Source organism: Vibrio sp. Isolate25 (assembly GCF_022398025.1).
Taxonomy (GTDB): Bacteria; Pseudomonadota; Gammaproteobacteria; order Enterobacterales; family Vibrionaceae; genus Vibrio; species Vibrio coralliilyticus_A.
Genome location: NZ_JAKEUT010000001.1, coordinates 1,216,128 through 1,233,728 on the forward strand (window position 1 = coordinate 1,216,128; position 17,601 = coordinate 1,233,728).

At 43.9% G+C, this 17,601-nt stretch carries 15 protein-coding genes; 4 read left to right on the plus strand and 11 right to left on the minus strand.

Annotation, left to right across the window (positions count from 1 at the left end):
* Nucleotides 1-26 precede the first annotated feature (26 nt).
* The 9 genes from ompW to amt all read right to left on the minus strand — a co-directional run bounded on the left by ompW (nucleotide 27) and on the right by amt (nucleotide 10,286).
* Complete coding sequence (gene ompW, locus L1D15_RS05280; protein WP_239835991.1) at nucleotides 27-671, minus strand: outer membrane protein OmpW; 645 nt, start codon at nucleotides 669-671, stop codon at nucleotides 27-29.
* A 253-nt stretch (nucleotides 672-924) separates the two neighbouring features.
* Nucleotides 925-2,175 carry a peptidoglycan DD-metalloendopeptidase family protein gene (locus tag L1D15_RS05285; RefSeq protein WP_239875122.1) on the minus strand — a complete coding sequence of 417 codons (1,251 nt, stop codon included), beginning with the start codon at nucleotides 2,173-2,175 and terminating at the stop codon, nucleotides 925-927.
* A 219-nt stretch (nucleotides 2,176-2,394) separates the two neighbouring features.
* A complete protein-coding gene (locus L1D15_RS05290; RefSeq protein ID WP_239835990.1) occupies nucleotides 2,395-2,694 on the minus strand; it encodes an isoamylase early set domain-containing protein in 300 nt (99 codons plus the stop codon).
* Between the two features lie 100 nt (nucleotides 2,695-2,794).
* Nucleotides 2,795-3,412 (minus strand): hypothetical protein, encoded by a 618-nt coding sequence (locus L1D15_RS05295; RefSeq protein WP_239874910.1) that lies wholly within the window; start codon nucleotides 3,410-3,412, stop codon nucleotides 2,795-2,797.
* A 154-nt stretch (nucleotides 3,413-3,566) separates the two neighbouring features.
* A complete protein-coding gene (locus L1D15_RS05300; RefSeq protein WP_275658283.1) occupies nucleotides 3,567-4,820 on the minus strand; it encodes an FAD-dependent oxidoreductase in 1,254 nt (417 codons plus the stop codon).
* Nucleotides 4,820-6,202 carry an FAD/NAD(P)-binding oxidoreductase gene (locus L1D15_RS05305; protein ID WP_239874911.1) on the minus strand — a complete coding sequence of 461 codons (1,383 nt, stop codon included), beginning with the start codon at nucleotides 6,200-6,202 and terminating at the stop codon, nucleotides 4,820-4,822. The genes L1D15_RS05300 and L1D15_RS05305 overlap by 1 nt, the downstream gene beginning before the upstream one ends.
* Complete coding sequence (locus tag L1D15_RS05310; RefSeq protein WP_239835987.1) at nucleotides 6,199-6,519, minus strand: (2Fe-2S)-binding protein; 321 nt, start codon at nucleotides 6,517-6,519, stop codon at nucleotides 6,199-6,201. Before L1D15_RS05310 ends, L1D15_RS05305 begins: the two co-directional genes overlap by 4 nt.
* 275 nt (nucleotides 6,520-6,794) lie before the next feature.
* Nucleotides 6,795-8,078: an HD domain-containing phosphohydrolase gene (locus L1D15_RS05315; protein ID WP_239863673.1), complete on the minus strand. Its 1,284-nt coding sequence runs from the start codon at nucleotides 8,076-8,078 to the stop codon at nucleotides 6,795-6,797.
* A 24-nt stretch (nucleotides 8,079-8,102) separates the two neighbouring features.
* Nucleotides 8,103-10,286, minus strand: a complete 2,184-nt coding sequence (amt, locus tag L1D15_RS05320) for an ammonium transporter (RefSeq protein ID WP_239874912.1) — start codon at nucleotides 10,284-10,286, stop codon at nucleotides 8,103-8,105.
* A gap of 677 nt (nucleotides 10,287-10,963) precedes the next feature.
* Here amt and L1D15_RS05325 point away from each other — a divergent pair.
* From L1D15_RS05325 to L1D15_RS05340, 4 genes are read left to right on the plus strand one after another with little or no spacing between them, the layout of a single operon-like run.
* Complete coding sequence (locus tag L1D15_RS05325; protein ID WP_239874913.1) at nucleotides 10,964-12,208, plus strand: hypothetical protein; 1,245 nt, start codon at nucleotides 10,964-10,966, stop codon at nucleotides 12,206-12,208.
* Nucleotides 12,205-12,567: a hypothetical protein gene (locus L1D15_RS05330; RefSeq protein ID WP_239875123.1), complete on the plus strand. Its 363-nt coding sequence runs from the start codon at nucleotides 12,205-12,207 to the stop codon at nucleotides 12,565-12,567. The genes L1D15_RS05325 and L1D15_RS05330 overlap by 4 nt, the downstream gene beginning before the upstream one ends.
* The gene (locus tag L1D15_RS05335; RefSeq protein ID WP_239874914.1) at nucleotides 12,548-12,706 is read left to right on the plus strand and encodes a hypothetical protein; all 159 of its coding nucleotides are present in this window, start codon (nucleotides 12,548-12,550) and stop codon (nucleotides 12,704-12,706) included. The genes L1D15_RS05330 and L1D15_RS05335 overlap by 20 nt, the downstream gene beginning before the upstream one ends.
* Nucleotides 12,703-13,092, plus strand: a complete 390-nt coding sequence (locus L1D15_RS05340) for a hypothetical protein (RefSeq protein WP_239874915.1) — start codon at nucleotides 12,703-12,705, stop codon at nucleotides 13,090-13,092. The genes L1D15_RS05335 and L1D15_RS05340 overlap by 4 nt, the downstream gene beginning before the upstream one ends.
* A gap of 437 nt (nucleotides 13,093-13,529) precedes the next feature.
* Here L1D15_RS05340 and L1D15_RS05345 read toward each other — a convergent pair whose 3' ends face one another.
* Together L1D15_RS05345 and L1D15_RS05350 are read right to left on the minus strand one after the other, a co-directional pair.
* Nucleotides 13,530-15,074, minus strand: coding sequence for a M28 family metallopeptidase (locus L1D15_RS05345; RefSeq protein ID WP_239863669.1), 1,545 nt, complete (start codon nucleotides 15,072-15,074; stop codon nucleotides 13,530-13,532).
* A gap of 82 nt (nucleotides 15,075-15,156) precedes the next feature.
* Nucleotides 15,157-17,496: a M4 family metallopeptidase gene (locus L1D15_RS05350; RefSeq protein ID WP_239874916.1), complete on the minus strand. Its 2,340-nt coding sequence runs from the start codon at nucleotides 17,494-17,496 to the stop codon at nucleotides 15,157-15,159.
* Nucleotides 17,497-17,601 lie beyond the last annotated feature (105 nt).

Sequence of the window (17,601 nt, forward strand, 5' to 3'; positions counted from 1 at the left end):
TCGCTGGCTTTCTCCTGATAGACGAATTAAAACTTGTAACCAGCACCAATCATAAATACCCATGGGTCAATAGAGACATCAACCGATTGAGTACCTAGCGTAGCATGATCGAATGTGGCGGTTGTATCGATATCCGCATACCAAACTGCGCCATTGATAAACCAGTCCTCGTTTATCATGTAATCTAAACCTACATTTGCTGCTAACCCCCAAGAATCATCTAACTTAAGATTACTTAAGGTTGCCGCTGTACCGTTACTGTTAAAACCTTCATCAAAGAAGGTGGTGTAGTTAATACCAACACCGACATACGGACGAAGCTCGCTGTTCGCTTCACCAAAATAGTATTGAACCATAAACGTAGGTGGTAAGTGCTTAGTTTCACCAATATCTTGATTAAGCAAATCCGTTGAAATGGTATGTTGGAAAGGCGTTGCAGCAAGCACCTCTAAACTAATGTTATCTGTAAACATATAGCCAAAAGTAAGGCCGATTTGTGTGTCTGAGTCCACTTGAAGCTCTTTATCAGAACCTAAGATTTTATCACTGCTGTCGTTTGGAGAGACCATCGCCAATCCCGCGCGAACAATAAAGTCACCTTCTTGGTGAGCAAGAACATTACCGGAAGCAAGCGCAGCAACCACTGCTAGGCCACATACAGTTTTTTTCATTGTTGATTTCCTTACGTAGGGCTTATTTTAATTAATGATTGAGGGAATCTTATTTATTGTGGAGTGCAAACTAACACACAATAACCCTACTATTTTGATGGAAATCAATTTGTGAAATTTATGGATAATCGATTTACATTTGTCTCGGTATGATCACTTTTTTGGTGCAATTTGATGACGTTTATGTAATGCAAAGCTTATGTGTATCACAAATAAAAAAAGCTCCCGAAGGAGCTTTTTGGACTCTAACCATTTAACTGTTTGTCTTAGAGTCATTCTGACTAGCCAGTTGAATTTCTTGCTGTCGAAGCATGGTGTCCAACTCGTCACGGCGGGCTTTAAAAGCCATCATTTCATTTTTCGGAACTGAGCTCGCCATTGGGATATTAGCTGTCATCGCATTGACTGGTCGACCTCGGTCAATGAGTTCATAGTGAATATGCGGCCCTGTAACTCGGCCGGTCGCACCCGATAGACCTATTCGCTGACCACGAGAAACTTTCTGGCCTTTACGCACTAAAATCTTACTCAAATGAAGATAGCGAGTTTTATATCGGCTGCCATGCTGGATGACAACGTAATTGCCTGCATAAGGATGTTTACGTGTCATGACAACGACACCATCGCCCGTTGAGACAATTGGCGTACCTGTTGGAGTAGCCCAGTCTGTCCCATTATGTGGCGCAATACGCCTCGTTACAGGGTGTTTACGCGTAGGGTTAAAATTAGAGCTTAGGCGATAGTGACCACTCACAGGCTTACGCTGGAAAGCGCGCTGAAGGCTATTACCATTCTTATCGTAATATTGACCGTCAGAGTGAAGATAAGCCGTTACCTCTCTTCCACGGTTATATATTTTTACCGCCTGGAGCTCTTTGTTACCCGTCAATTGGTCGCCAACATATTGCTTGGAAAGCACCACCTCGAACACATCACCCGCACGCAGATCACGGGAAAAGTTAAGCTTGTCTTTTAATAAAGTAACAATTTGCTCGTTTTCAACACTCCCTAAACCTAAACGATGTAAAGACTGAGAAAAACTACCTGCAATTTCTCCCACCAGCGCCTGTTCTTTCCAAGTACCCGGAATCTTCACATCGGTAAATGCATAGCTACCATCGTCAAGTAGGCTATACACTGCTCGTTCAACAATGCTGAACTCAAGTTCCATTTTTGCAAGCCGCTTAGTTTCGGCGTCTTGCCAGAATCGTAGGGTATTTCCCGGTTTTAACGTATCCAGAGCGAGATAGTTCAGATCTGTTTCCATTATCTTCATCAGCTCACTATATCCGAAGCCGAGCTGATCAAAAATCGTACTAAGATTATCGCCTTTGCGAATCACATATTCATAATTCGGCATTTCCTGAACCACATCCGTATCGTTAAGCAAATCATTAACGATGGTCGATTCAGGTAGCGAAAGATCAATAGTGCGCTGATATTGGCTGCTTTTGTTTGTTGCAGATAGCATCAATATGGCAACAATAGGAAGACTCAAAAGCATCACTTTTCTCGACTTGGAGAGCTCTCTAAAGCGAGATGTCAATCTTTGGGACTGCACAATTTGACCTTTTACATGGTTAAAACAAAGGCATAAGGGTACGAATTTCTACTCGGCTTGTCACCTAGGGAATGTCATGTTTGGATCAAAAAAAGGCGCAAACGCGCCTTATAGATGTGCCTCATGAATGATAGTAATCACTCACTTTCATATGTATTTATATTACTTATAGGTTAAAACTAGCCCGTTATCGGAACCAAATCCGTTTGGTTGATACTGATCGGCATTCGGATCGTTAATCCATCTTTCGTTATCCACCAAGTAACGGAATTGGAACTGACTATCCTTTGGCAAACGTGTTTTGAACTTATACGATTTTGATTTAGCCACTTTTTTCATCTGCGTTGGCTGCCAATCTAAGAAGTCAGCTACAATAGCCACCGATTGTCCAACCTGCTCTTCCGACAGCTCGAACGTCACTTCAACTTCATCTTTAGTTTTAAAGAAGCGCTTATTAATCATGATTTACTCCATTAACGACAATAACAAATCCATCTCATAGCTTGTTAGGCCAAATAATAAGTAATCCGTACCACATGCACAATACCGTATTGAACACTGATTACTCGACACGCTCTAGGCTATCTTGCCCAGTCAGTTTGAAAAGTATAGCCGTTGAAATCGTTGCTTCTTGCGCCATTGATTGATCAGCATCACGTTGTTTAATAATGAGACGGAGGTTGTGCTGCTGCTTCTCAAGTGTCTCCACCACTATTCTGTCTCCCAAAAATTGCGCTTCTCTTGAAATCATGCGCTTTCGAAACTCGTCATAATGAAATGTGGCAAGATAGTAGAACACACCGGAGCCTTGATTTGAGACTGTCAATATCGAAGCCAATAAAGTTGGTGTCACCTGAACCATCTGCTTGGTATTCACGGTAATGGTACCCCGCTCAGCACCATCTTCATATGTGCCACTGGCTAACCCCGTCTCTGGGTCAAGCTTTTTCATAAAGGAATATGCCTGACTATCAGGTACTTTCACTGTCCATGGGTTAGTAGTTGAAATACCAAAGACAGAATGCATAACAGCGTCGCTACTTGCAGCTTGATTAGGAAACTTAGCCATGATCTCTTCATCAGAAAGACTAAATCGATACAGGCCGGCGATAGTGACAACTATTAATAAGAGAATAGGGATCAGAAGGATAAGAGGAATGGGTAAAAAGCGCTTTTTCATCTTGTAGTATGTCTTATCAGATATTTGATACGGGTAAGCGCCATGTTAGCAGCAAGGCCAAAGAGATAAAATGGGACATCAATATTCACTAGGAAAACAGCAAAAATGAGACAGCAATTGTGCTGGCTCATTTTTTATTTAGAAACAAACTCGTTTATAAAGCATGATCGAGTTGGTATTTACCAATCATCTCCCCCTCGCTGTTTAAGAAACGTTGATAGGAGAAAGGTGAAATATCAACGCAAGTCGGCAAACTTCTCACAAGCTCATCGAGAATTCTCCCCGTTATCGCTGATGTCAACATACCAGTTCGGAAATGCCCGCAAGCATTGAGGTAACCCTCCACTCCCGGCACTGGTCCGATAATCGGTAGCTCATCTGGAGAACCCGGACGCAGCCCTGCCCAACAACGTTTGATGTTCATGTCTTTTAACGCAGGAATAGACTTCATGGCTCCTTGTCCTAACTGCTTGATGTATTTGATGTCATTACTGGTATCAAAGCCTCGTTCTTCCGTTGTCGAGCCTATCAGGATCTCACCATTATCTTTCTGCGCGATATAGCAATCACTGGTCGTCAAGCAACCGTTGAGTAACTTCGGTAGTTTCTCAGTAATAATGACCTGACCTTTCACTGGGAACACCGGCAGCTTATAGCCTGTCGCCCATTGACTGATCGTCTCCGCCCAAGCACCTGCAGCGTTGACCATCATTTTACACGGTAAGACACCTTGTTCAGTTTTTACTGCTGTGACGCGGTTGCCCTGTCTCTCGATTCCAGTCACTTTAGTATTGAGATATAACTCAACCCCATTTTGGCGCGCAGCTTCCAGATAGGCTTCGTTAAGGCGATATGGGTTAATTTGGTGATCACAGTCGAACTCCATTGCTCCAATGGCCTCTTTGGAGACGTTAGGCTCCTCAGCATGCAACTCCTCTTGTGAAACCCATCGAACATGGTCATGACGATCAGGGACCGCTGCTGCGATTTGTTCAGCGTACATGCGATCATATTTATCGAACATCACAAACTTTAGCCCTGTGCGTTCAAACTTGAAGTCAACACCATGCTTTTCAACCAACTCTTCATAGAGAGCCGGATACATTGCGTTAGACATCATCGCCATATCGAAGAAAGGTTCAGGCATGATATGAGGATTCATTTCCGGCGCTTCATTCGCCCCCGACTCCTGCATTTGTTTGGATAATGTCTTAAATAAGATAACGCCACAGCCTAACCCTGTTGACTCACCCATTGCCCATAATCCCCCTGCTGATGCTCGGGAAGCGTTTCCAGGATATTTAAAATCAACAACGGCTATTTTTAGATCCTTCTGACGGCTCAGGAAGTAAGCAATGGATGCGCCAATAACACCACCACCACAAATGACTACATCGTACGCTTTCATTATTCTTCCTCCAGCGCTGAAAATGGGATTGGATCAAGTGGAAACCTTGGGCGAACTAAGCCTTGCTCCTGACTGAACCCTTCTTTCTTTAATCTGTCGTAACAATAATGGGAGCAGGTCTTACCCTGACAGTCACCCATAGTCGCTCGAGTACGCATTTTTAAAGTGACAATGTCTCGACATCCTTGAGCAATCGCATCATCGATGGCCTTTTTCTTCACTTGCTCACATCGGCAAATCACCGTGTCTTCATCAGGCAAAGAGAGTAGCCCTAGTTCGCGGAAACCGGCATTATCAAACGCTTGACGGAAGCGATAGAGACGAGACAATTTACGGCGCATTGCTGCAATGTATTGCTCTGCATCTGCGCCCCCCAGTTTTCCCATCTCACAAGCAATGGCTTTCGCGGCGATTTTACCCTCTAACATAGCGGCATCTGCACCTGCAATTTTGGCACTATCTCCCGCACAGAAGATGTTTTTCTGACTGCTACGCTGCCATTCATCCACCACAGGGATTGCACCACTCATGTGGTCATATTCTATGTGCAGCCCAATTAATTGAGCCAATTGCGAGCGCGCAGCAAAACCGTATCCTACCCCCAAGGTATCAACGACATGCGTGACCGCTTGAGAATGATCTGGGTACCAGTTGTCATCATACGGTGCGACCGTCACTTCATTCAGTTGGCGAACGCCTTCTGCTTTGACTAGCCCCCACCCATAATGCAGTGGAATGTTATGTTGCTTGAGGTACCACATCATAGACAGGCCATCCAACGCTTGCTGAGGACGATTAAGCATCGCCAGCGTTTCTTTAGCTATTGATGAAAACTTAGCCGCTTCATAAATGGCCTCAACCTGACAACCTGCTTTATGTAACTGGCAAGCCACCAATACCAGCAGTGGGCCACTGCCCGTAATCACCACTTTATTGCCAGGTCGGACTAAGCCACTCTTCAACTGTAACTGTATGGCCCCCAACAGCATAACACCCGGAAGCTGCCATCCAGGGAATGGAATGCTTCGCTCCTGACATCCTGTCGCCAACAACAAATGGTCATATTCAATATGAGATAGCTTGTGATCATGAGTAACCAATAAATTGTTTTCTCCTAAAGGCCCAAGCACTCTTGTCTGGGTTTTTAAGTCGATAAAAGATGCGTTACTCTGATAATCCTCCTGCAGTTTGTCCATCGCAGTGGTTAATTTTTCATCTAGGTGGGGCATGTCTGCTGTTTTACGCCATGGACCACGATAGATCACTCCACCTGCTTTAGGGGCTTCATCAATAACGGTGGTATGAATCCCAAAGCGTGCCAATTCAGTCGCTGCCGACATGCCTGCCGGTCCACCACCGATGATCACCACTTTCTTCGTCATAGCTCACCCCCTTGCTCCAGCACAAAATTACGGCTGGTCTCAACCTTCATATCAGGTTTGACGATAGTCTGACAGGCTCTTTGTTTGTGGCGACCATCGATATGCAGAAGGCAGCAATGACAAACTCCCATACCACAATATGGACCAGACTCTGCACCATAATCGTTGGTCATCAACTGACGAATGTTCGAAGCCAATAAAGCACTGAGCACGCTCTCTCCTTCAACCGCCGGAATCGGTTTTCCATCAACATTAATGGTGAAGGGCTTATCGAGCACCTTAGTAATATCTTGGTTTCTTTTTGTAATAGATTTCATATACCTCTCCAATGCAACAAAGCGCATACGCATCATACCCATAATAAAGATAAGGAAAATAATCAAAAAAGACGCACTTTCAATTTAAAAAGAACCATCACAGTTATTAAGGGAAATACTTGTGCTACTAGTCAGTATCTCATCAGACCACTGCTGTTATAGGAGCGTAAAAGAATGGGTTATTTAGAAAGGTGGACTTCAACATACGGGGGAAATTGATACACGCTAGGCATTTTTTAAACCTAAATGCACATGTCAATGTCATGAAATTAACTCTAGATGACATAAACAAAGTGTTGGACTTTAGATTCTTCAAGTTCAAACAATCTATCCAACATTTCCTGATTCAGTGTACTTCCTCTTTTAATAAGAATATTGCCATTGGGCAGAGAAACATCTCGTTTAATTTCAATTCCTGGTTTTAGATCGCTAAGACTTACACAACATTCCAGTGTTCTCGAATTATTCCTACGTTTATCTTCCAACATATGAAAATAGGCCTTAAGAATGACAGGATCATAATGAATCTTTGATTTCTCTTTCATCACACTCTCAGCAACTGCTGGCAAACAAAGCTTTGTTCTATCACCATGATTCACTGTGAGATAATGATAATCCTTAACCACTCTTATGAGCCTTGCTAAAACAGGTATTTGCTCTCCTATTAATCCTTTGGCAAACCCTGAGCCATCAACATTTTCATCTTGATACTGTATACCTGAGAGAAGCGGCTCAAAGAAAGCATTAGAGGAAAACAGTTCCGCAGCTTTGGGGCCAAAACTACAAGGTCCGATATGATGTGCTTCGTATACCGGTGACGACTGCTGGTTCAATTGGCAAAACACCAATCCAATCGGGTGAAGTAAGGCCGCTCTATAGGCCTGATCACTAGAGACATCAGAAGATGACATGTAGCTGACCAACTCCTTGGCATGATTCGCTATGCGCAATAGATCTGGCTTTTGAAGGTAGCCACTATCTACAATAACGTTCACCAGCACGTTTAATGTGCTGTGCATTAACTCGTTATACTTATGGTTTACGCCTTTAGATTTCAGCTCTAGCCCATTAATATACTGACTCTTTTCCGCAAGTTGCCTTTTTAAACTCTCATTATCTCGCTGAAGCTTTGTATTAACGACTTCTTGATGCTTCACATACTTCTCAATACCCCCCATCATCTCAAACTGGGACTTGAGTCGAGATAATGTCTTCTTTACCGCTTCGTTTTCCCAAGGTTTAGACAGTACATAACTGATACTTCCTTCGTTAATTAAAGCCATGAAATCATTATTAACAACACGACTTGCCAAAGCGACTCGTACCGCACTAGGTTGAACGTGCTTAGCCTGAGAGAAGAATTTAGGTCCATTCATAGAAACCATATTCAAATCTGCAACAATGAGAGAAACTTCGTGATCATTAAGGTATGCAAGAGCATCGACTGGATTATTGAATGCCACAACACAGAAATCTTTTCTCAATAAACGTGAAAGCGCACGAGTTATCTGTACTTCGTCATCCACAATAACCAGTTTTACTAAACTCTCCTTATCCATACGGACTTCCCTTTCAATTGATAGTTAGTTTGATATTGGCAAATGTACGGTGAACTTAGTCCCTTTACCGACTTTGCTCACAACATCAATTTTACCTCCATGGTTGTTCACGACACCATGACAAATAGATAACCCTAGCCCTGTATTGCTTGTCTCTGCTCGCGTACTAAAAAAAGGTTCAAATATCTGAGATATATTTTCTTCGGGAATACCAATACCACTGTCAACTATATGAATGACTAACTCTTTTTCTGAGTTACTTGTTATTACCTTAATTGCCCCCAGTTCATTGCCAATAGCCTGTAAAGAGTTCACAAGTAGATTCACGAAAAGCTGTTCAAGTTGATGAGAACTGCATGAAACCAGTGCATTTTCAGCACCATAAGACTCAATAATCTGACAGTTAGACTCGATGCGTTCTGACAGGCTCTCAATCGCAGATGATAAAATGACATGAACATCTTTCAAATCAAACGGCTCATCACTGTAATCTGAAAACGTCTTGATATTGGAAAGGATATTATCAATTTTTAAAGCCCCTTCGGATGTCGCTTTAATCAGCTCATCACTATCTTCAAAGACAAAGTCCAGATCTTCCTCCGCACAAATTCGATCTATCCGATTCAACACTTCCTTGGCGACTATAGGATGCGCAGATGCCGCAGCAGCAAACGTTTTGTATTCCGTCACTAAAGTTTTAAAAAAACGATTGTAATCTTTAAGCGTATTAATATTACTCAAGACATAACTGATAGGCCCATTGATTTCCCTCAAAAGTCCAGAGCTGACTTGACCTAAATTCGACAACTTTTCATCTCTCTCTAACCTCGCTTCCATCTCTTTAATACGCTGATTTGACTCAACAAGAGAATGGTGTTTTTTCGTCACTTTGACTAATGCATCTTCGAAGCGCGTTAACACTCGATTGTACTGGCGTGCAATCATTCCAACCTCTGACGTTGGGTCGTAGCTAATTCGTTGGGTAAAATCACCACTCGCTTCTTGATGCTGCATGACCGTCACTAAGTCATAGAGCTCGCTACTGGCTTCGTGCGAAGAGATATTCAGCCCAACTACCTCTTCATCCTGCGGCACTCTCAAAGGAATCAACTTATTAATTAAGTAGAAAGCCAAATAACTGAGAGGAAAAACAAATGCACTGGTTACGCTAATGCCAAATATCTGAATCACGATTTGGCTGAGTCGGTCTTCAGCGACCAATAACCCTGAAAAAGCGTCTTGAGGAGCAAAAAAGGCGACAGCCAAAGTGCCCCAGATCCCATTCGCCAGATGAACCGGTATCGCACCTACCACATCATCGATCTTTTTGCGGATTAAAAAATGGTGGGCAAAGGTATAAATCACAGCCGCAACCATACCTATTACCACCGCACTAGGGGCATTGACTAAATGACAGTTGGCAGTGATAGCCACTAAGCCCGACAAAATACCGTTGCAGAAATGGGGGACGTGTACTCGCTTAACCAAATACAATGAAACTAACGCTGATGTCAGCCCCCCCATCGCCCCGGCAAGGATAGTATTGAGGATGATATTAAAAGTATTGGCACTAAACGCGAGTGAGCTGCCAGCATTGAACCCTAACCACCCAATCCATAAGAACACGACCCCTGTGACGGTCTGTACTAAGCTACTGTGGTGGAAGGTTTTACCGTCCTTAAAACGATCTAATCTAGGGCCTATCACAATCACGGCAGCAAGTGCTGCCCAGCCACCAACTGCGTGAACAGCGGTTGAACCCGCGAAATCTACAAAACCGTATTGTGCTAACCATCCGTCGTCTGCCCAAATCCAGTGACCGACAGTCGGATAAATAAAAGTTGCAATTAAGACAGAAATCGCAATATAGCCCTTCAAGCTACCTCGCTCTGCAATCGCTCCAGAAATAATGGTGACTGATGTGGCACAAAAGACCATCTGATAGAAAAAAAATGCACCTTCATCGACAGTGTTAAATGCTGGGAGCATGAACTGACTGGTCCCAAGTAATCCTTGCCAAGAATCACCAAACATAATGCCGTAGCCAAGCAGCCAATACAGCCCCAAGACCACCGCTAGGTCTATTAAGTTTTTTGCAGCAACATTGACTGTATTTTTTCTGCGCACCGTTCCCGCTTCTAACAGCAAAAAGCCAACCTGCATCAATAAGACAAGTAACGTACACAAAAATACGAACAATGAATTCATAATACTTATATGTTTCCAGCCATTAAATTAGAAAGCTGAATCTACACCCATGTGATTGCATATAAATATTAATATAGTCGTAAATTCAACATATTGGCTCAGAATAGCGATTTAGAGTGACTAGAGACAGAGATGGATTAAGTCGTGGTATAAAAGCGTGTTATCTATATCAAATATCTTCTGAGCACATGGGAAGCTTACGTGAGCATTGGGCGAGTATGATTGCCCTGAAAGCAATCGTATCATTGCTCCTACCAAGGTGCTCGTAACAGAAATCAATAAGCTCATCCAGTAAGCGATCAACCCAGACCATGACGGCTTTGAGTGTGAAATTCATATCCTCGGTGGTGCCGATGATATAAGGCAGACTTCCGACTCACCTAACCATTTTCATAAGCGAAATAACTACTTGAAAGAACTTTTGTAGTAGGTATTTCAAACTCATTGGTGCCCCGAAATGAGCTAGAACTGATATGCTACAAATTCGGAGGCATTCGTTTACCCTGCAAAAAGTACCAGATGGAATGCAAATCAAAACGTTTTAACCTTCACTATGGTTGTTTGGTTTGTCAAAACAACCGTTTGGGCAGTGAAATTATCACTGCTCATTACTGGTGATTATAAATCATTGAAAACATTGTTATAATCCTATTTATTTATCAGTCAAGCCAACTCCCATGAGATATGAATCCGCTCCTGTAGCGCCAGGAGTCAGACAAGAAACCACAGGAGAGCGTGCAGCACGTCAACGTCTAGAACGTAAGGCTGAATTAACGTACTCAGAAAGTGATGAACAACGATGGGCAGAGAACCGAAAAAGAGTCATTTCTGAACGTGAAAAAGCAGCACAAGTCTTTGAACTTGGTTGGATGCAATCGCCTGTAACACAACCCCAAGAGGCGTTGTGGGCGAGCCTATTTACGGCTGAAACCAAAGAAGAACAAAAGCTGTATATCAAGCAGTGCAATACTCATTTGAATGAGCCAGTGCGTCAGGGGGAGATTGTTTTATTACCCACGGTCGAACCGAAAACCCCTGATGACCAACGCTTATTTGATGAATGGTTGGAACAAGCGAAAACTGCCAGTACTGAGCTAGCCAAGCTAGCGGATGAAGAAGTCGCCACGCTCAATCGTCACTTTGATTTATTTTCTCATCAGTTAGATGAACGGATCCGTAATGATGGGTTGCCTACAGATTACTACGCACAAGTGGCAACCGGCGTGGGCGCCACATCAGCGTTGGTCGAGCAGAATCTGAAGAATATTCAGAATGTGCTGTTAGAAATTAATGAGCTGCATGTGAAGCATCTCGAAACCAAACGTAAAGTAGGCTATGTCAACAATAATCGATTTTTTGAACAGCGTGCCGCCTTGTTTAAAAAGCTGGATGGCTCCTTTGCGAGGTTGTCTAAACGAAGTGTTCAGCTTCCTATTCACACGCAAGTGAAGCGCAATCTCAATCTCTCCTCTAGGTCAATGATCCATAATGCCGATGAAATTCTCAAGACAGGGTTTGTCAAAGATTTAGGGAAACGGATCGGCAATATTGCACTTGGGATTTCAGCGTCGAGAGGCTTAGGTTACATAGGTCTCACTGTTGGAGCGGTAAGCGGAGTCGATAACATCTATAAAGCCTGTAAGGTGGATGGCTCAGGGAATTGTGGTAAAACCGCAACTCGTGAGATAGGCGGATTTATCGGTGGTGTGTACGGTGGAATTCAAGGTGGCAGTGTTGGCACTGGACTAGCCGTATCAGCCGTGTCAGGTATCGCTTTAGTAATTGGTGTGACTGCATCGGCTCCTGTTCTGGCGATTGCAGCAATTGGGGGGGCTGTGGCGGGAGGTCTTGTTGGTGGTGTTGCTGGTTCTACTGCTAGTAAATGGTTTGTGGATGAAATGTATGCGTGGGGCTCCGAATAGTGATTAAGGATATTGCATTTGTTTTTTTTTACTATGCAGTAGTGTGGTCTGTACCTGCTGTGGTAATGAATGCGGTTGTGTCTTTAGGTAGCTTTAGACATATTATTTTCATGGATAAGCAGCTTGCGAAAGATCTAAGCAAATATTATGACGAAAAAGGCTATATGCGCCCTAAATATCAACTATCTTGGGAGATAGGACGTCGGTGCTTTGATTACTGGGTTAAATATCCATTTATTCGTCATCGAGCGACAACCAAATCTACAAAGTTCAAATTGTTTATGTGGGTTAACGCATTAGGTATGTGGAGCTACATTTTCTCTTTTGGGTTGATGATCATTGGGAAGTATTTTATTTAACTATCCCCATCGCTTCTTTGCAATCATCGGTGGTGGGTATGCAGGTGTTTATCTATTCGAACTTGCTGTTGGTGGTGTGGCTGGCTCAACCGCTGGTAAGTGGAGTGCAGACTTTGCGTATGAGTGGGCTACTGAATGATAGAGTTTATTGAAGCAATATTGTTTTTTTCTCGAAAGATTATAGCTATTTATGCCATAGTTTGGTGCTTTCCATCAGTGTTTGTATTGCCTGTGATCTCGTTAGGTAGTTTTAAACACATTATTTTCATAGATAAGCAATTAGCTAAAGATTTAAATAAGTATTACGACGATAAAGGTTATATGCGACCAAAGTATCAAGCATCATGGGATGTCGGAAGTCGGTTTACTAATTATTGTATTGCTTATCCTTTTATTCGGCATCGTGAAACAACGGATTCTAAAAAGTTTAAGGCATTTATGTGGTGGAATGCTTTGGGATTTTGGAGTTGGATAATGGTTTTCTTTCTGGCTTTCCTCGAGAAAGGTCTAGGTATTGGGCTCTAACTGAACATAACTACATTATCCGCACCCCAACCAAGCCTGTTCGATAGTGCGATTTAATTCGTCGCACTAACTCGTCACAACTAGCTTTGCCATACCAATAGTGATTAGTTTTTGTAATTTACTGAAGGGGGCTGGCGCGTTTTTGTCCAAAAACCTATCACAAGCTGTGGTCAAGAAAATCATAAATACCTTGCGAGTAGTGAGCTATACGAGCATCAGGAGTGGCTTTATGGTTTTATCATCATTTCCTTTTAACTGGATGGTAGTTTAACGCAGTAAGTCCATCTTCTTGCTAAGACTTAGGGTTCAAAAAAACGTACACACCATGATACCTGGTATGTACGTTTTGAAGAGCCACAAGATGCATTGTGAGTAAAAGGCTATAACTCACACGCGAATGATATATTCTTTACTCCCATGGATAGACTTTTAGATAGTTACTTATCTTGATCTTGTGCATTTTCAGGGCTAAAGCTGGCCACAATATCGACTTCATCAAAGTTGCGGTAACCACGAATCATAATGTTGAACTCACCGGCTGGTTTGTTAAACACGCACTGTTCATTGCTGCCATTCTGGAACGGACGACAGTCATACTCTGTTTTCGAAACCGGACCTTCATAGGTCACGTACAAATCTGCATCGCCACTGCGTGGGCCTGTAATGGAAATCGTGACTTCGCCCGGCTCAGTAGTGCGGAAAACAAAGAACTGTTCGTCGAAGTAACCAGATGTTAGGTTCTCCACTGGTGTACCGTTTTCTAGCTCCTTCACTGGCGACTCTGCGTCATCCAAACTGGTTTCCACCAAGTAAGCAATGGCTAACTTAGCAAATTTAGTCGCATGGCTTGCGGTTGGATCGGAGTTCTCCAGCGTGTCGTGCTCAGTGTGAATATGCGGGTTGTAATCATTGAACATGGTTTCAAACGGCATCGCTGACGGGTAACCCGCGTTATGCCAAGAAGCGTGATCCGAACAAGCGTAACCACAGCGGTCAAAATCATAAGTAATTTCACTCGCATAGGTATCAATCAACTCGCTGAGAAATTCGGTTAAATTCGCATCTGTGTAATCGCTGATGAAAGTAATATCATGAGCCGAACCGTTATAGTTGGTCATATCCAGTTGCAAGGCAGAGACCACATCCGCCTGCTCGCCTTTCAGCGTTTGAGCGATGTCCTGAGAACCTCGCAAGCCCACTTCTTCTGCAGCATAGCCGTAAAACTTGATGGTGCGATCTGGCTGGATACCACTAGCAATCATAAGACGCAACGCTTCTGTCACGGTTGCAATACCCGAAGCGTCATCATCGGCTCCCGGTGATATTGTACCTTCGGTTGTCCATGACCCAACTGTTGAATCTAGGTGACCACCCACCACAACAATCTCGTCTGGATGCTTGGCACCGACTAAAGTTACTTCAACCGATTTCTGTGGGTAATCACTGTGTGAGATTTGCTGAGCTGAAGCATAAGGTACATCCTTAATCTCTTCTTGCCAGCGCTCTAGCAACCAGTCCGATGCAGCGATACCCGTAGAAGTGGTATAAAAACGGTTAGTAAAGCTGGTTAGGTTTTCAATGGTAGTCACCATGTTGTTTGGCTCGACCTGTGCAATCAACGACTCGACCGTGTCGTGGTGGCTGATCACCGGCTTCTCAAACGTACTCATCGACAGTGGCATACCCGCCGCTTTCATTGCGCTTGCCTTGTCTGCATGCACCATATAACCACCACAACGGTGCTTTGCTTCATGCATATGGCTGGAGAGTGCCGCTAACTGTTTTTGATCAATTTGAGCGACTACGGCATTTGAATTAGCAGCAAATCCGCTGTACACGGCTGCACCATGCTGCGTGATCAAATGCTGAGCATCTGCATCCGTGGTAATCCATACTTCACCATCTTTAAGTACGTTAGCATCTGATGCTGCAAAGGCTGAAGCGCTCCCAAATAGAGCTAAAGCTAATAATGTCTTTTTCATAGCAGAACTGAGTTCCTTGTAAATTCTGTAGACGTGATACAAAGCAGGGCTCCATTCGGAGCCCTGTCGTTTTTAGAATGGATTAGTTGGCTTTGATGAAGCGGTAGCGCTTCGTCTCAGAACAAACGTCACCTGAGGTACATACTTGGTACTCAACATCAATCGTGCCGTTGTGACGGAACTTATCGACGTAAGAAGTAAATTCAGTTGCACCCACCACTTTGCCGTTACGCTTCACAACAAAGTAGTCGTCTGTTAGGTATTCCCAAGCCAGCTTAACGCGTGCCTTGCCATTAGGCTGCTTGTTACCAAATTGCAGTTTGAGTGGGAACGCGTCTGTTGCCGTATCTTCAATTGTGATGGTCTTGTTGGACGTCGTTGCAGCACCTGCATTATCCGTTACCGTCAGAGTCACAACGTAATCACCAGCTGCCGCGTAAGTGTGGCTAACTACTGCACCTGACTGAGAGTTACCGTCACCAAGGTTCCACTGGTAAGAAACAATGTCCCCATCGCTATCACTACTTGTGCTGGTTAGGTCAACTTTCTTGCCTGTGACAACATGGTCGAATGAAGCGACTGGTGGAACGTTAGTGCTACCAGAGTCAAACGATGCTTTCAGGTTTGCATCGGCATATTCTGAGTAACCGAATACGTTGACGGTGTAACGACCAGCCGTTGGGTTTTCGATGACACAAACTTCATCAGTCACCGACTCACTCTTACAGATGTTTTCCTGCGAGCTTGGCGCATAGTCAAGGCCAACATAGATGTCTGGGTCACCAGTTGAAACACCAAGTTCGACTGTTAGCTTATCTTTACCTTCAGGCACTTCGATGTCGAAGTAGGTCTTCGAACCTGTACCGCCGGCAACAGTAACGGCTTGGCCATTTTCTAGACGCTGATACTCTGGTTCTGGCGGTAGCGGTGGCTCTGCACATGGCTCAACACCCACAACGCCAAACGCTGCTACGACGTCTTCAGAGTTATAACCTAGGTCATCTGCTGCGTTTTTCACGCCACATGCACCTTGCCAGAAGTCACTGTCTTCTGCCCAGTAGATCTGGTTAGCCAGAACAAACAGTTCGAACGCCTTCTTAGTATCCCAACCCTGAGTAGTAGCGATGTGATAGAAAGCTTTATTGAATACACCAGAACTGTAGTGCACATTCAGCCCATCGTAGTAATCAGAAGCGTGGTTGATAGAAGAACCGTCACGTGAAGGATCGTCCATATAACGCAGTGCACCGTCTGCTTTGAAGATGTCACGACCGACCATCCAGTCGTTCGTCCCTTTCATGTAGTATTCAGCAGCTTCACCTGCGATATCAGAGAAGGCTTCATTCATACCACCAGACTGATTCGCGTAGATAAGACCTGAGTTTTGCTCAGTGAAACCATGGCTGACTTCGTGCGCAGATACATCCAGGCTCACCAATGGATAGAAGTAACTTTCACCGTCACCGAAGGTCATCGCCTGACCATCCCAGAAGGCGTTTTCGTAGCCGTTGCCGTAGTGAACACGCATCATCAGTTTGAATGTCAGCGGCGCTGTATCAAACCAATCTTTGTACATGTCGAATACAACGTTACCGAAGTAATGCGCGTCGTTCAGTGGTGAATAAGCACCGTTGATTTCTTTGTGCTCGTTGCGCGGACATTCGTAGGAATAAGGCGTTGTACCTGATGTTGCACCGTTTAGATCCACAGTGACAACGTTATCGGACTCCATCACACACTCGGTGCCGTTTTCCGTCACATCAAGATAGTGGTAATCGGTACCGTATTCATACTGACCTGTTTTCTCGTTACCACCAGGGCCGGTACCGATTTGGGCATGGGCAATACCTTCCCAACGGTCGATGATTTCACCACTGTGCGCATCCAACATAGTAAACGGACGCGATGGGTGTGCTTGACCTTCAATCAGGTAAGAGATTACGTAAATCAAACGAGTTTTATCGCCGTCTTGATACACGTAAAGATCGTCTTTGGCGTTCGCTAAAGATGGGCTCGCAGCGACACCTGCTTTAAGATCTTTGCTTGCCAACTCAAGTGCTTGTGCGCGGTTTAAAGAAGGCTTTACGAACTTGCGATCAACGCCTGCCATCTTCACGTATTTGCCCTGAACGGCTTTTAGGGCACCACCTTGGGCACTTTGCGTTGCGTTTAGGTAGTGGCCCCAAACAGGCACTCCCCAGATGTTTTGCTGGACTTTAACTTTGTAGATGCCACGCTTCTTCAGATTCACTTCTTTTACCATTTTGAAGCTGGAAGCATTGTCGACACCAAGCTGAGAATTCAGCCCAGAAAATGATGTAAAGTTGATTGGTTTGCTTAAATAAACTGACTCACCGGCATGTGCAGATAGTGACATCGCACTGGCTACGGCTACTGCCAAAAAATGCTTGGCTATTTTCATTATGATTCTCCTTATCGTGGCATTTTATAAATGCCGAGGAGAAACATATCATTAACAATTAAAATTAATACTCACCATTCTTAATAATTATTTAATAAACCAAAC